At 69.7% G+C, this 13,833-nt stretch carries 14 protein-coding genes; 11 read left to right on the forward strand and 3 right to left on the reverse strand.

From position 1 onward, the window contains the following. The first annotated feature begins 62 nt into the window (after positions 1-62). The 5 genes from JOF55_RS00325 to JOF55_RS00345 all read left to right on the forward strand — a co-directional run bounded on the left by JOF55_RS00325 (position 63) and on the right by JOF55_RS00345 (position 4,511). A complete protein-coding gene (locus tag JOF55_RS00325) occupies positions 63-569 on the forward strand; it encodes a hypothetical protein (RefSeq protein WP_310267727.1) in 507 nt (168 codons plus the stop codon). 43 nt (positions 570-612) lie between these two features. After that, complete coding sequence (locus JOF55_RS00330) at positions 613-2,142, forward strand: ArnT family glycosyltransferase (protein WP_310267730.1); 1,530 nt, start codon at positions 613-615, stop codon at positions 2,140-2,142. A 103-nt stretch (positions 2,143-2,245) separates the two neighbouring features. Further along, a complete protein-coding gene (locus JOF55_RS00335; RefSeq protein ID WP_310267733.1) occupies positions 2,246-2,722 on the forward strand; it encodes a hypothetical protein in 477 nt (158 codons plus the stop codon). 29 nt (positions 2,723-2,751) lie between these two features. Continuing rightward, positions 2,752-4,242, forward strand: a complete 1,491-nt coding sequence (locus JOF55_RS00340) for a molybdopterin-dependent oxidoreductase (protein ID WP_310267736.1) — start codon at positions 2,752-2,754, stop codon at positions 4,240-4,242. Beyond that, the gene (locus JOF55_RS00345; protein ID WP_310267739.1) at positions 4,242-4,511 is read left to right on the forward strand and encodes a hypothetical protein; all 270 of its coding nucleotides are present in this window, start codon (positions 4,242-4,244) and stop codon (positions 4,509-4,511) included. Before JOF55_RS00340 ends, JOF55_RS00345 begins: the two co-directional genes overlap by 1 nt. A 25-nt stretch (positions 4,512-4,536) precedes the next feature. On the opposite strand, the gene JOF55_RS00350 is transcribed toward JOF55_RS00345, so the two are convergent. Together JOF55_RS00350 and JOF55_RS00355 are read right to left on the reverse strand one after the other, a co-directional pair. Next, entirely contained in the window at positions 4,537-4,869 is a 333-nt protein-coding gene (locus JOF55_RS00350; protein ID WP_310267741.1) for a hypothetical protein, read from the reverse strand. A gap of 45 nt (positions 4,870-4,914) precedes the next feature. Next, complete coding sequence (locus JOF55_RS00355) at positions 4,915-5,988, reverse strand: hypothetical protein (RefSeq protein WP_310267744.1); 1,074 nt, start codon at positions 5,986-5,988, stop codon at positions 4,915-4,917. Between the two features lie 219 nt (positions 5,989-6,207). On the opposite strand from JOF55_RS00355, the gene JOF55_RS00360 reads away from it, so the two are divergent. Further along, on the forward strand, positions 6,208-7,053 hold the full coding sequence (locus tag JOF55_RS00360; protein ID WP_310267747.1) for an SAM-dependent methyltransferase: 846 nt from the start codon (positions 6,208-6,210) through the stop codon (positions 7,051-7,053). 101 nt (positions 7,054-7,154) lie between these two features. On the opposite strand, the gene JOF55_RS00365 is transcribed toward JOF55_RS00360, so the two are convergent. Beyond that, positions 7,155-7,670, reverse strand: a complete 516-nt coding sequence (locus JOF55_RS00365; RefSeq protein WP_310267749.1) for a hypothetical protein — start codon at positions 7,668-7,670, stop codon at positions 7,155-7,157. A 163-nt stretch (positions 7,671-7,833) separates the two neighbouring features. Between JOF55_RS00365 and JOF55_RS00370 the strand changes: the two genes are divergently transcribed. From JOF55_RS00370 to JOF55_RS00390, 5 genes are read left to right on the forward strand one after another with little or no spacing between them, the layout of a single operon-like run. Further along, the gene (locus tag JOF55_RS00370) at positions 7,834-9,363 is read left to right on the forward strand and encodes an AMP-binding protein (protein ID WP_310267750.1); all 1,530 of its coding nucleotides are present in this window, start codon (positions 7,834-7,836) and stop codon (positions 9,361-9,363) included. Continuing rightward, complete coding sequence (locus JOF55_RS00375) at positions 9,360-10,736, forward strand: condensation domain-containing protein (RefSeq protein WP_310267752.1); 1,377 nt, start codon at positions 9,360-9,362, stop codon at positions 10,734-10,736. Before JOF55_RS00370 ends, JOF55_RS00375 begins: the two co-directional genes overlap by 4 nt. Next, positions 10,733-11,908, forward strand: a complete 1,176-nt coding sequence (locus tag JOF55_RS00380) for a cytochrome P450 (RefSeq protein ID WP_310267756.1) — start codon at positions 10,733-10,735, stop codon at positions 11,906-11,908. The genes JOF55_RS00375 and JOF55_RS00380 overlap by 4 nt, the downstream gene beginning before the upstream one ends. Positions 11,909-11,923: 15 nt before the next feature. Further along, entirely contained in the window at positions 11,924-13,477 is a 1,554-nt protein-coding gene (locus JOF55_RS00385; RefSeq protein WP_310267758.1) for a class I adenylate-forming enzyme family protein, read from the forward strand. Further along, positions 13,474-13,728 carry an acyl carrier protein gene (locus JOF55_RS00390; RefSeq protein WP_310267761.1) on the forward strand — a complete coding sequence of 85 codons (255 nt, stop codon included), beginning with the start codon at positions 13,474-13,476 and terminating at the stop codon, positions 13,726-13,728. The genes JOF55_RS00385 and JOF55_RS00390 overlap by 4 nt, the downstream gene beginning before the upstream one ends. The last annotated feature ends 105 nt before the right edge of the window (positions 13,729-13,833 follow it).

Below are 13,833 nucleotides of genomic sequence, written 5' to 3' on the forward strand. Positions count from 1 at the left end.
CCTCACCCGAGTCGATACGGATGACACTTCAAGACGACCTTGCTCGACCTTGGTTCCAGCCGATGGTGCCGACGGAGTCCCCTGCCGACGACCAGGCACGGCCGGATTCAGGGCCGCTGACCACCCGCATCGTGGGCGAGTTGCCACCGCTGGACGAGCCACGCACCCCCGCCCACCCCGAGCCCGAACAGCTGGAAGTCACCCAGCCCTACATCCCCGCCATCCGGGAGAAGCCCCCCGAGTTCGCCAAACGCCTCAATCCCGACCGGTCCCCGGCCGGGACGGGACAGGACAGGCAGGCAACCGAGACCACCACCGCCGCCGAACCGGCCGCAGAAACAACGCAGACGCCCACCCCGCCCCCCTCGGCCGAGCCGCACAGCACGCCGGTCGAGACACAGCACATAGCTGCCGACACCATCGCGCGCCCGCCCGAACCGGCGCGGACCGAACCGGCGCGGACCGAACCGGCACCGGCGGGCAAACGCCGGAGCCTGGCCCGGCGCGTGGTGCGGCGGATCATCGGGCCGGACCTGCTGCGCAAAGATCCGGCACCGAAGCGGCGCTGAGGCAGCAACCGGCCAGGTAAGGATGGTTTCCTCATCTCCGCGCGTGCCCCCGACACGGGCGGCGCCGGAGCTGCCGTCTCCTGCTGCCCCTCGTGACTTGGCGGCACCGGCTGTGGGACCGGTGCTGGTGCTGGCCGCGGCGCTGACCGGTGTGCTACTGCTGACCAGCGGCCGCTACGGCTATTTCGGAGACGAACTGTACTTCCTGGCAGCCGGAGATCACCTGTCCTGGGGCTATGCCGACCAGACACCGGCCGTGCCGCTGCTGGCTCGGGTGATGCAGAGCCTGTTTCCGGATTCGCTGGTCGCGCTGCGTATTCCGGCGTTGCTGGTCACCGTGGGCTGTGTGGTGTTGGCTGCGGTCACGGCACGGGAACTCGGCGGCAACCGCCGGGCTCAGACACTCACCGCGGCAACGTGTGCGGTCTCGCCGCATTTCCTCGGTTCCGGGCACCTGCTGGTGACCTGGTCGTTCGATCAGGCCTTGTGGACATTGATCATCTGGTTGCTCGTGCGGTGGGTGCGATTGCATGCCCGGGGAACCCCCGACGACCGGTTGTTGCTGGGGGCCGGTTGTGCCACGGCCGCAGCGCTGCAGGTCAAGTTCCTGGTTCCGGCCCTGTGGGCTGCGCTCGCCGTGGCGGTGGCACTGGCCGGTCCGCGCGCACTGCTGCGGCGGCCGCTGCTGTGGGTCGGCGGGGCCGTGGCGGTGCTGACGGCCGTGCCCACGCTGGTGTGGCAGGCCACGCACGGCTGGCCCCAGTGGGCCATGGCCGAAACGGTGGCCACCGAGACGGGCAGCCCCTGGTCGTTTGTGTTCGCGGTCGGGCGCCAAGTGGGGGTGCTCGGCACCGTGCTCGGACTTCTCGGCCTGTGGTTCCTGCTTCGTGCCCGCGACTTCCGCCGGTACCGGTTTCTGGGATGGACGGTTCTGCTGCTGCTCGGGGTGTTCCTGCTCGCCGGTGGCCGGACCTACTACATCGCCGGGCTGTATCCGCTGCTGTTCGCCGTGGCCGTGGTGGGGCTGCAGCACCGCCGTACCCTGCTGGGCTCACCTCGCCAGTGGTGGACGGTGGCCGGTGCCTACACGGTCTCGGCGGGGTTGGCGTTGGGGGCCCTGCCGGTCCTGCCCGCCACCTCGATCGGGGCTTCCGAGGTCATCAGCAGAGCCAGCATCGGCTGGCCCGCCCTTGCCGAGACCGTGGCCGAGGCGTATCGCAGGGTGCCGCGCAAGCAGCGCCGCACCACCGCCGTGCTCACCCACGACTACTGGTCGGCCGCTGCGCTGCACCACTACGGTCCCCAGCGCGGTATCGCCGAGGTCTACAGCCCCAGCCGGGGATTCTGGTATTTCGCACGCCCGCCGCAGACCACGAACCAGGTGCTCTACCTCGGCGCCGACCGCACCTTGCTGACCCGCTATTTCCACACCGTGCGCCAGGTGGGCACGGTCCACACCGGACAGGCGGTGGCCACCTACTACGAGGGCATGCCGATCTGGCTGGCCCGAGATCCCATACAGCCGTGGCCGGTGCTGTGGCCGCAGCTGCACCACATGAGCCTGTGGGGATGATCCGGCGCGGGTTCTTCCACCATGCATCCACCTTCGGGTGGTGCTAGCGTCAGCGGGTGGCAGGTTGGCAGGTGGTCACGATCGAATCGACCGGTGGCAGCCGATGAGCACTGTGCTTCGGTGGACGGGGCTGGGCAAGCTTTTTTCCTTCTACCGGTATTTCGCCTTCAACGTCCCGCGAGTGACCACGTTCTCGGGGGTCGTGCTGCTGGGCGGTCTCGCGGCGATCCACCTCTACCTGCTGCTGGGGACTGCCGTTTTCCCGGTCTACCTCGCCGCGTATTTCGCTCTGCTGGCCACTGGTGCGCTGATGGCCTCGGCGGGCATGGTGATCGGACGCAGGCCTGCCCTGACCAGGGCCGGGTGGGCGTTGGGAAGCCTGGCCTCGGCGACGTCGGTGGCCATGTACCTGCTCAGCCGCACCCTGGGTCTGCCCGGACTGTCCCAGTTGGTGGGCCGGTGGGATTACGCTCTGGGCACCTTCTCCCTGCTGCTCGCGGTGTTGTTTCTGGCCCTGCACGTCTCGGTGGTGACCGGGATGAACGTCGCTGTGCCCCAGCGGCGGCAGTGGCACAGCTGACGAGGTGTCGATGTGCACAGGAGGCGATCGTGGCCGAGTTGGACTTTCCCGTCTGGCTGCGGATCGAGCACTGGGTCAACGTGTTGTTTCTGACTCTGCTCATCCGCAGCGGCATCGAAATCCTGGCCACTCATCCCAAGCTGTACTGGCGCGACGACAGCAGACCCGGCACCGAGTGGGCAAGATTCACCCGCAAGACCATGCCCACCGACAAGCTCTACGACACGCTGGATGAGGAAGAGGACTATTCTCCCGTGCTGTCCTTGCCCGGACACAAGAAACTCGGGATGGGCAGGCACTGGCATTTCCTCAGCGTGATCGGCTGGGTCGTGACCGGGGCCACCTATTACATCCTGCTGTTCGCGACCGGGCAGTGGCACCGCTACATCCCGTACTCGTGGTCGATCTTTCCCACGGCATGGAACGATCTGCTCACCTACCTGAGTTTCAATCTGCCTCCGCTGCTGCCGGGCCAGCCTTTCGACGGCATCCAGAAGCTCAGCTACGCCTTCGTCATCTTCCTGCTGGCACCGTTTCAGATCCTGACCGGGATCGCACAGTCCCCGGCATTGGAGGCGCGGTTCCCGCGGTATGTCCGGCTGTGGGGAGGCAGGCAGACAGCGCGCAGTCTGCATTTTTTCGGTCTGCTGGCCTTCCTCGGGTTCCTCGCCGTGCATCTCATGATGGTCGGTCTGTGGGGCTGGGGACAGCTCAACGCCTTGATGATCTTCGGGGATGTGCGGGATCCGCAGTGGGCGATCGCCTGGTCCCTGGTCATCATCGCCGCGATCGTGGTGGTTCACGTCGCGGCCACGGTGGTCAGCCTGAAAAGCCCGCGCACGGTGCAGCGAGTTCTCGGGGCGCTGGTCATGGGAGTCCGCAAGCTGCTGTTGACGCCGCTGGTGTCCAAGCAGGACTACTCGACGGCCCGGATCTCGCCCGAGCATCGGGTCAACGGCAAGCCCCCCGACAGCGACGAATACAAGATCATGGCCGTGCACAACTTCGTGGATTGGAAACTGGAGGTCGGGGGCCTGGTGGAAAGCCCGATGACTTTCACCCTGGCGGATCTGCGTGCCCGGCCCGAGAAACAGACCCAGCGGGTACTGCACAACTGCATCCAGGGCTGGACGAGTATCGGGGAGTGGAGCGGCATGCCGATGCGGGACCTGGTGGATCTGGTCAAGCCACTGCCACAGGCCCGCTACCTGTGCTTGTTGACGATGCAGGATGCCGGCCGGGACGAACCGAGCGCACAAGGAGCCGGACAATTCTACGAGGTCATCGATCTGAGCCTGGCCCGGCATCCCGAGGCGCTGCTGGCCTACGAAATGAACGGTGGCCCGCTGCCCATCGAGCACGGTGCTCCGCTGCGCCTGCGCCTCGAGACCCAGGTCGGGTTCAAGATGGCCAAGTGGATCGAGCGTATCGAGGTCCTCTCCGACTACTCGGCCATCGGCGAGGGCATGGGGGGATGGCGTGAGGACAACGTGTTCTACGACAAAAACGTGGAGATCTAGTGAGCACCTCCGAACAGATCCGTCCGGAGATCACGGTGCTGAGCGAGGAGCACAAGCACCGGGCTCGCCGGCAGCTGCTCCGCAGGCGCCCGGCCTGCGGCGGCTGCGGTGGCGGTGATTTCCAGGTCGGCGACGCCCTGTATCTGGGGTTTTTGTTCCTGCACGAGGACACCGATGCCTACATGGTCGCGCTGACCTGTACCAACCCCGCGTGTCCTGCTGCCCACACCGGGATCACGCTGCGCGGATCCGAGTTCCTGACGTCCTGACGGCCGGGCGGTTCCTGCTCGGCCGCTACCGAGGATCGGCGTCGGCGAAGGCTCTGTCCGGACGCGGCAGGCCCAAGCGCTCGACCAGCGGTACCGCCTCGCGCAGTTCGGCGCGCAGCCTCTCGTAGCGCGCCTGCTCGTCCGGTGCGAGCTCGCTGCGGTGGTGGTAGTGGTCCAGGCGCTGCAGGCGGCCGTACAGCAGTACCGCCCACCGGATGCCGAAGTCGTAGACCCGGTCGCTGTCCTGGGCCTTGTCCGGGTCGGATGCCAGCTCACGCAGCGCCTGAACCTGGGCGAACAGCAGATCGAGGTCCGTGTCCGCGCCGATCACGCGGCTGTTTGCTCGCTCGTCGGTCACACCACCCACCTTCCCTCCGGTCGACCGGATCTTGCCTCTTCCGGGTCAGAGATTCGGCTTGGCCACGCTCACGACATGGGGATGGCCCTGCAGAGTCAGGTAGACGCGGTCGGAGCCCACGGCCAGGCCCGACAGCGGTGCGTTCTCGAGTGCCCGGTTCTGCAGAGCGGCTCGGAAGTCGATGGTCTCGACGAGCGGGAACCTGTGGTGGGCATACCCTTCGAAGCTGTTCGTCTCGAAGACCACCAGCTCGTGCTCGGTCGCCGCATAGATGCGGGTCTCGTCCACACCCAGGTGGCGCACCGGCTCGCCCAGCCTGGCCTGGGCCACCACCTCCATGCCTTCTCCGGTGGGCGTGGTCTGCACGGCAAGCAGCCGGTCGGTGCCGGTGACCGCGACGTAGACACGCGAGGCTTTGACGAGGTCACCGGCGGTTTTCTCGGCGCTGATGGGGATTTCGCTCTTCTTGTGCACCGACGTCGGGACGCCCTTGTAGTGGGCGATGCCGTCGGGTCCTGCCACGTGGTATTCGATGCGCCGCCCCCGTTTGGCCCCGTCCAGCTCGGCTTGCGGGCCTGCCCGCACGTCGTCCGCGGGCAGGGCCGTGGACCCCTGCATATCCACCTTGGTCACGGTCGAACCGTCCTCGGACAGGGCGAGCAGCACGTGCGATCCGACATCGATGGCCAGAAACGACGGCGACGGGCCTGCCTGCACGACCTCGACCCGGCGCAGGCCCTCGAGACCGACCACGGCGATCCGGTCGAGGTTCGGCTGGGGAACATAGACCACGTCGTCGCCGGTGGGGCTGGTGACGATGTTCTCTCCGACATCGCGCAGTGGCCGGGACAGCGTGGTCCGGGCCGTGGAGGGCGTGCCCAGCCGTGCGGACGGATCGATCTTGGCGATGCGGGGACTGTGCTCGGCCAGGGCCAGCAGCACTTGCTCGGTGTGCGACCACATCGGCTCGTGCACGGGCACCTCGATCCGCAGGACCGCGACAGGGTTTCCGGGCCGGGCTGGTGTGCCTGCCGCCGAGCACCCGGCGAGACCGAACACCGCCACGACCGCGACGGCCAGCACCCGGCGAGTCCGCCACCGCAGCCGTACGGGATGCATGGTCCTCCTTACTCGTAGACAGCCTCTCCTGCTCCGCGACCACGCTGTCCTAGGGTGACAACTCGGGCGACAGCGGCCTACCCCGGTGATCGCGGCCTCAATCGTTGTGCTCGCCCGTCGAAACAGCCACCGGGACAGACGGTCGGGCTGTGGTGTGGGCTTCTGCGGTGGGATTACGGTTTCGTGGAAACCGTGCTCGGCACTGCGAAGGAGGAACCGATGGGCCGAGGGGACGAATCGGGGCACACGGCGTTCGACCCGCTGGTCGATGTGCCGCCCGAGGTGGATGTGGACCGGCCGAGCGCGGCACGGATGTACGACTATTACCTGGGTGGGTCGGCGCATTTCGCGGTGGACCGGCAGGCGGCCGAGCAGGCGCTGGCCGCGGCCCCGGGTGGCGGTGACTACACGCGGGCCAACCGCTCGTTTCTGCGGCGCGTGGTGGGTTATCTCTGCCGGGCAGGCATCGACCAGTTCCTGGACCTGGGCTCGGGAATTCCCACGGTCGGTAACGTGCACGAGGTCGCCCACGAGCACAATCCGGCCTCGCGCATCGCCTACGTCGACATCGAATCCGTGGCCGTGGCCCACGCTCGCCAGCTGCTCGGCACCGAACCGCGGGTGACCGTGACCCAAGGGGATCTGCGCCGGCCGGATACGGTGCTGTCGGCTCCGGGTGTGGCGGGACTGTTGGATTTCACCCGCCCGGTGGCGGTGCTGGCGATCTCGATCCTGCCGTTCATTCCCGACTCCGACGAGCCGGTCGCGATCATGGCGGCCTACCGGCAAGCCTGCGTGCCGGGCAGCTACCTGGCCGTCTCGCACGGCTCACCGGTCACCCTCAGCGCCGAGCAGGTCCGCCGCAGCGAGGCGGTCTATCGCCACACCACCACCCCGTTGACCTGGCGCAGCCGCGACGAGATCGCCGCGTTCCTGCCCGGCTATCGACTGGTGGAGCCCGGGCTGGTGCTGCTCGGTGACTGGCATCCCGACCCGGGTGAGCACACCCCTGCCGAAGCCACCAACGGATACGGTGCCCTGGGCTTTCTGCCCGGCCCCTGCTGATTCGGTCGTTTCCGCCGGATGGCAGGCACCCACCACGCCGAGATCCGGGCCGAAAACCACCGTGGCGCTGTGGCGGTACGCCGGCCACTTCCGCCGCCCGGCTACTTTCGGCGCATGTCCTGTTTGAGATGCGAGTACAGCAGGTAGCCCGTGGCGGCAGGCACGATCACGTGCATCGTGTGCGCCATCTTGCGCAGCTTCTCGGCCTGCTCCATCGCGACGCCCTCACCGGAGTGCTGGTCATGCAGCTTCGATCCCTCGGCGCGCAGCCGCTTCGCGGTGATCGCCGCGCTCAACGCGACGACGGTGACCGCCGTGCGTGCCTTGTTCTCCACACCTTCCGTGATCCACCGAGGAACGCCGTTGGCGGTGAAGGCCTTGCCCTGGAAGCGGACGAGGCCGGTACCTGCCAGATAGGCGGTGACCGAACCGGCGACCAGTCCCCTGCTGCCCTTCCACCCCGCGTCGAGCACGCGATGGCGCGTGGCGGCATCCGGCTGCGACTCGCTGGCGGGTACCAGACCCGCCAGCCCCATCAGCGAGCTGCCGAACCAGGCGGCCAAGCCCATGTCACGAATGGCACGGTAGTTGACCTCGGCGGGATTACGAAAGATCATGGCGCCTCCTGTCTGTGCACACATACCAACAACACGTGCTGCAGGTACCCGCTGCGTGCGGCTCGAAACCCGCTGCGTGTACGAATCGGACTCCGGCAGGGTTTAGAAATCGCGCATCCGGGCATCCATGCGCACGAGGCGGCGTGCGAGGTGAGGAGCTGGGATGCCGGACAGTGCGGACGAGACGCTGCGGCGGCTTTACGCGCAGGTGCTCGCCGTCGACACAGCCGGCGATGATGAGGGCTTTTTCGAGCTGGGCGGCACCTCCCTGCATGTGGTGCGGCTGCTGGAGCTGGTCCACGAGCACCTCGGGGTCACCGTCGAGCTGGAGTCGTTCTTTCGCGAGCCGACGCTGACCGGGCTGCGCCACGCGGTGGACCGGCAGCGCGCCGACCTGGTGAGCCCGCTGGTGGAGGCGGCCTTCGCCGGGCCGGTCGACCGCCCGGCACTGGTGGCCCCCGACGGTCGGCTCTCCTATGCCGAACTGGCCGACCTGGTCACCACGGCCGCCAAGGAAGCAGACCCGCAGGCCGAACCCGCCGCGGTACGCGCCGACAGTTCCCTCGCCGGGGCGCGGGAGGTGCTGGCCGGGCTCGCCGCGCAACAGCCGATGCTGCTGTGCGATCCCGCAGGCACCGCCGCGGAGCAGCAGGCGGCGTGGCAGTCCTTCACCACCGACCCGCTGCCCGAGGCTGCGCGCGCCGTGCACGCCATCACGACCTCCGGCTCGACAGGGCAACCCAAGGTCGTCGTCTCGCCGAACGGCGGGATGCTCGCCGTCCAGCGCGCCCATGCCGGGCTGTATGAGCTGGGTCCCGAGGACTCCTACCTGGTGATGGCACCGCTGCACCATTGCTTCGGCCTCAAGGCCGGGATGCTGGTCGGCCTGCTCTCCGGTGCCACGGTGGTGCTGGCACCGCAGCCGCTGCGGCCCGAGTCCTTACGAGCCTGCGCGGAGCAGCATCGGATCACCATGACGATCGGTGTCAGTTTCGCCTACCGCATCCTGCTCGCCGCCGACGCCGAGCTGCCCGCGCTGCGGCACGCCATGGTCGGCGGCGACCCGCTGCCCGCCGACGTGGTGGTGGCATGGCAGGCACGAACCGCAGCCCCCCTGATCAACTCCTACGGCTGCACCGAAACCGACCACATCAGCGACAACATCGACGGCGTTGCGGACTCGGTGGGGCGCCCACTGCCCGGTGTCGAGCTACGGGTGCGCCGTGCGGACGGGACGATCACCGACACCGGCGAGGGCGAGCTGCTGGTCGACTCACCCGGCGTGGCGCACGGCTACGCCGCCGACCCGCAGCGCACCGCCGAACGGTTCACCGATGGCTGGTATGCCACCGGAGATGTGGCCGAGTTGCGCACCGACGGTCATGTGTTCCTGCGCGGCCGGCTCGACGACCAGCTCAACGTGGCCGGGACGAAAGTCGACCCGCGCGAGGTCGAGCAGACCTGCCGGGAAGCACTCGGCCTGATCGACTGCGCGGTGCTCGGGGAGACCGGCGCCACCGGTGTGGTCGAGATCAAGGCCTACGTCGTGGCCGAGCACCCTGTGACCCGCGACGGGCTGGCCCGCGCGGTGTCCGGCAGGCTCAGCGCACACAAGATCCCCAGCCGGGTGGTCCAGCTCGACCAACTGCCCCGCTCCGCGGGTGGCAAACTGCTGCGCGGGGAGCTGCCGTGACCAGCGCCGCACTCGCCGGGCAGTTCGAGGCGGCACCGCAGCGGCCACAGCAGGTGCTGACACTGGCCGAGCGGATGCGGCCGGGCAGCGTGCTCGACCCGCGCTGCACCGTCTACCGCGCCTACCGGTTCGCCGCCGAACCGAACCTCGGGCTGCTCGCCCGAGTGCTGTCGATGGTCATCGAGCGGCATGACGCGGTGCGCACCGTGCCGGTGTCCGACGGCGACGACCTCCGCCCGGTATGCCATCCACCCACCGCGGCCGAACTCGACGTGCGGCAGCTGCCCGGCGCGCGGCCTCGCGCGGCGATCACCGAAGCGGGCTGCGCCCCGCATGATCTCGACGGCGGGCCACTGCTGCACGGGACCTGGCTGCGCGCGGAAACCGGTGGGGTGCTCGTGCTCAGCCTGCACCACTGGGCCGGGGACGGTGGGGCGCTGGACGCCCTGCACCGGGAGGTCACCGAGCTGTACGCGGCGCTGGCGCACGGTGCCCCCCTGCCGCCGGCCCCGGTGCCCTACGCCCGGCCCGGCCACCGCGAGTCGGAGACACCACCGGAGACACCGCTGCCCGAGGCCGGCGTGTCCTGGTGGCGTGATCAGCTGGCCGGAGCACGCCGGGCAGCGCTGCCCACGACCGGACCGGGCCGCACTCCGGGTGGGGCGACCGCCCTGGTGTCGACCTCGCTGCACCGCGATGGCCACGCCGCGTTGCTGTCGCTGACTCGCCGGCACCGCGCCTCGCCGTACATGGTGCTGCTCGCGGCGCTGTGCGGGCTGCTCGACGGAACCAACACCCACTCCGACGGCCGGGCCGACCTCACGGTGTTCGCCACGCACGACACGCGGCGCCGCGAGACCCGGCGGACCCTGGGTTTCTTCGCCGAGCCGCTGCCGTTGCGGCTGCGGCTCGGCCGTGCCGAACCGTTCGGTTCCGCCGTGGCTCGGGCTCGCCAGACCGTGTTGGGAGCGCTGGGCCACGGCGACGTGCCGCTGCTGGAGCTGCTGGCCACAGCGCCCCGGCTGGCGGTGGCGCTGCTGCGCGGGCGCCAGCCGGCCACCCTGGTGCAATATCTCGCACTTGCCGATCTCGACCTCGACGGGCTGCGCGGGCGGGCACTGCCGACTTTCGAGGCCACCGTCGCCGGTGAGGCCCACCCCGCAGTGCTGCCCATCGACCTGGACATCACCATTGAGCGCTGCCGTGACGAGCGCGGCGCCGAGATGCATCACGTGGCCGCACTGTACGATCCCGGCCTGTGGGGGCGCGGCGACATCGAGACCGCGCTGGCGAGCCTGCACCGCATGCTGCCGCTCGCCGCCGCCTTCCCGGACCGGACCCTGGCCGAGCTCACCGCCGAGGCGGCATCGTGACCGCGCCGGTCGACTGGTTCGAGCTGACCCTGCAGCACGACAGCGAGGACCAGGACCACCACACCCTGCTTGCGCGTAAACGCCGCGACAGCCCCGTCGAGCGACTGGCGCCGTTCGGGCCCGACGGCCCCGAAGTCGGCATGGTCTACGGCTACGACCAAGCTGCCGCCGTGCTGGCCGACACCGGGCGGTTCTCGCTGGACGTCGTCGAGCAGCGCTACCGCACCGTGCTCGGCAGCAGCTTCCTCACCGCCGCACCCAGAGCACGGCGGGCACTGCGCCGGGTGCTGCGCGAGCGGCTTCATCCCGGCGAGCCGGAGGTGGCCCGGCTCGCCGGGCAGGTCGCCGAGGCCCGCGTCGACACGTTGCGCACCACGCACGGTCCGGTCGATGTGGTCGAGCCGCTGGCCGCCCAGATACCCGCGCGGGTCATGGTGAGGCTGCTGGGTCTGCCCGAACAGCAATGGCGATCGGTGGCCGAGCTCTCGGCCGCCACCGCCGGTTTCCTGCGGGACCCACGCGGGGCGGTGCGCGCCGCCCGAACGCTGCGCCACCGTTTCCGGGCAGCGCTGCGGGACCGGCACACCGAGGTGGGCGACGACCTGATGTCGGTGCTGGCCTGCACGGACGTCGACGGCAGGCGGCTCGATGACGCCGAGCTGACCTCGTCGCTGCTGCTGCTGGCGTGGGCAGGCACCGAAACCGCCGGGCCCGCGATCGCCAACTGCCTCTACGCGCTGCTCACCCACCCCGAGGAGGCCGAGGCCGTGCGCACCGGGGCCGAGCTGCTGCCTGCCGCAGTGGATGAGGCGCTGCGCTGGGAGACTCCCGTACAGCTCACGGCCCGCCGCGTCGAGTCCGGCACCGAGATCGCCGGGGTGTGGCTGCCCGAGGGCACGACCGTGCTGGCCCACCTGGGCGCGGCCAACCGCGACCCGCGACGTTTCGACCACCCGGATACCTACGCCCCCGGCCGCGCCGATGCGGGGCAGTTGGCTTTCGGGCACGGCCCGCACCACTGCTTGGGTGCGGCGCTGGCGCGCACCGAGATCGCAGGCTGCTTACGGGTACTTCTCGAGCGTTTCCCGAACGTGCGGCTCGCACCGCAGGCACCCGTCCCGCAGGGCCGGGTCGTGCGCTGTCCGCGCGAGTTGCCGGTGTGGCTGCACTGACGCGAAGGAGATCGGATGGGACGGGTTCGGTTGGCGCCGACGATGACGCTGCCCGACGTGGTCGACGAGGCCGTCCGCGCCGCAGGTGGCGCGTGGCTGGCCGCCGACGGCGAGCGAGCTCCATTGCGAGAGCTGGTCGACCGCGCCGATGCGCTGGCCGCGCGGCTGGGCGCCGCGGGCCTTGTTCCCGGCGACCCTCTCGGGCTGCTGCTGCCCAACGGGCTGCGCTACGCCGAGGCTTTCCTGGCTGCCGTGCGGCTGGGTGCGGTGATCGTTCCGCTCGACGAGGCACTGCCCGAACGCGGGCTCGACGATGCCGCGCGCACCGTCCCGCTGGCGGCGACGCTGGCCGAGCATCCCCGCCCGGTGCGGGGCAGCCTCGCAGTCACGGCAACCGGCGGCGGCTGGCACGTGCCCGGACAGCCGGATTCGGCAGGAGCAGCCGCTGCGCCGCGGCCGCGGCGCAGCGACCCGGCCGCGGTGTTTTTCACCTCCGGCACGACCGGTGAGCCGAAGCCGATCACGCTGACCCATCACCAGCTCGTGCGACCGTTGATCGCCTTGCAGCAATTGCACGCCTCGTTCTTCGCCGGTTCGCCTGCCGAGCAGGTCAAGCGGCTGACCACCGTCGTCCGCCGCCACGGCACCCGGCTGCTGGGTGCCGCCGGCCGTCAGACCTGGCTGTGTACGACACCGTTTCGCGCCATGGCGGGCCACCAGGTGTTCACCGGGGCGCTGCTGCTCGGGCACAACCTGGTGACCTCGAGTGCGTTTCACCCGCGCCGCACCCTCGAACTGGTCGATGCCCACCGCGTCAACGTCCTGGCAGGCACACCCGCCGTACTCGAAGTCCTGCTGCGCGTCGGCGATCTCTCCCCCTACGACCTGTCCTCGCTGCTGGTCATCGGCGTCGGTGGCGGACCGGCCGCGCCCGGTCTCGTCGACCGCGCAGGCAGGCGGTTCGGCTGCACGGTCACCGTCGGATACGGCTCCACCGAACTCGGCGGCGGCGTGCTCGCGACCCGGCTGCAGGACTCACCACAATCCCGGCAGCACACCGTCGGGCATCCGTTTCCGGGCTCGGACGTGCGCATTCTCGACGAGTACGGGGCCGAGATGCCGCCGGGCCGGCCGGGCGAGTTGGTCTGCCGCACCGACGGCCAACCGGACTGGCTGCACACCGGCGACCTCGCCCTCCGCGACGACGACGGCACGGTCACCATCCTCGGCCGCAAGGACGACCTCGTCATCCGAGGCGGGGCCAACATTCACCCGAACGAGATCGAGCGCGTTGTCGACGAGTTCCCGGCGGTGGCGCGCAGCGCCGCTGTCGGAGTCCCGTCCCACCACGATCAGCAGCTGTGGTTGTTCGTCGTCCCTGCAGGCGGGTACGACCCGAGCCCGGAGGCCGTCCGCGCAGAGTGCCGGGACGTGTTGGCACCGGGCAAGCAGCCCGACCGGGTGCGCGTCGTCGACGAGCTGCCGATGACCGAGCACGGCGAGGTGTGCCGCCACCTGCTGCGCGAGCAGGCAGGCGACCACGCCGGAAAGGAGACAGCACAGTCATGAACGAACCGCTGGCCTTCGAGGCCTTCCGCAACCATCTCGCCGAGCAGCTCGAGGTGCACCTCGGCGACATGGGTCCGCAACATCGCCTCGCCGACGACGCCGAGCTCGACTCGGTGCAACGCCTCGAGGCGCTGGTGGCGATCGAGGATCTCGGGGTCGAGCTGCCCTACGACAGCGTGGAGCCACAGCAGACCCTCGGTGGGCTGCACGGGCGCTACACCCAGGCGTTGCTGACCAGCTCGGAATCCTAGTTCCGCACCGGGGCAGCCACCCGTTCGACGGGCCGGATCGGCCGAGTCGAGGCACGGCGCCCGGGGCTTGTCACCCGCGCCGCGGGCGCAAGCCCCTTGCCGAAA

The organism is Haloactinomyces albus, assembly GCF_031458135.1.
Lineage (GTDB): Bacteria > Actinomycetota > Actinomycetes > Mycobacteriales > Pseudonocardiaceae > Haloactinomyces > Haloactinomyces albus.

Coding starts and splice junctions, on each gene's coding strand:
- JOF55_RS00325 (WP_310267727.1), top strand. CDS start 63: ATGGTGCCGACGGAGTCCCCTGCCGACGACCAGGCACGGCCGGATTCA.
- JOF55_RS00335 (WP_310267733.1), top strand. CDS start 2,246: ATGAGCACTGTGCTTCGGTGGACGGGGCTGGGCAAGCTTTTTTCCTTC.
- JOF55_RS00355 (WP_310267744.1), bottom strand. CDS start 5,988: ATGCATCCCGTACGGCTGCGGTGGCGGACTCGCCGGGTGCTGGCCGTC.
- JOF55_RS00360 (WP_310267747.1), top strand. CDS start 6,208: ATGGGCCGAGGGGACGAATCGGGGCACACGGCGTTCGACCCGCTGGTC.
- JOF55_RS00365 (WP_310267749.1), bottom strand. CDS start 7,670: ATGATCTTTCGTAATCCCGCCGAGGTCAACTACCGTGCCATTCGTGAC.
- JOF55_RS00370 (WP_310267750.1), top strand. CDS start 7,834: ATGCCGGACAGTGCGGACGAGACGCTGCGGCGGCTTTACGCGCAGGTG.
- JOF55_RS00385 (WP_310267758.1), top strand. CDS start 11,924: ATGGGACGGGTTCGGTTGGCGCCGACGATGACGCTGCCCGACGTGGTC.
- JOF55_RS00390 (WP_310267761.1), top strand. CDS start 13,474: ATGAACGAACCGCTGGCCTTCGAGGCCTTCCGCAACCATCTCGCCGAG.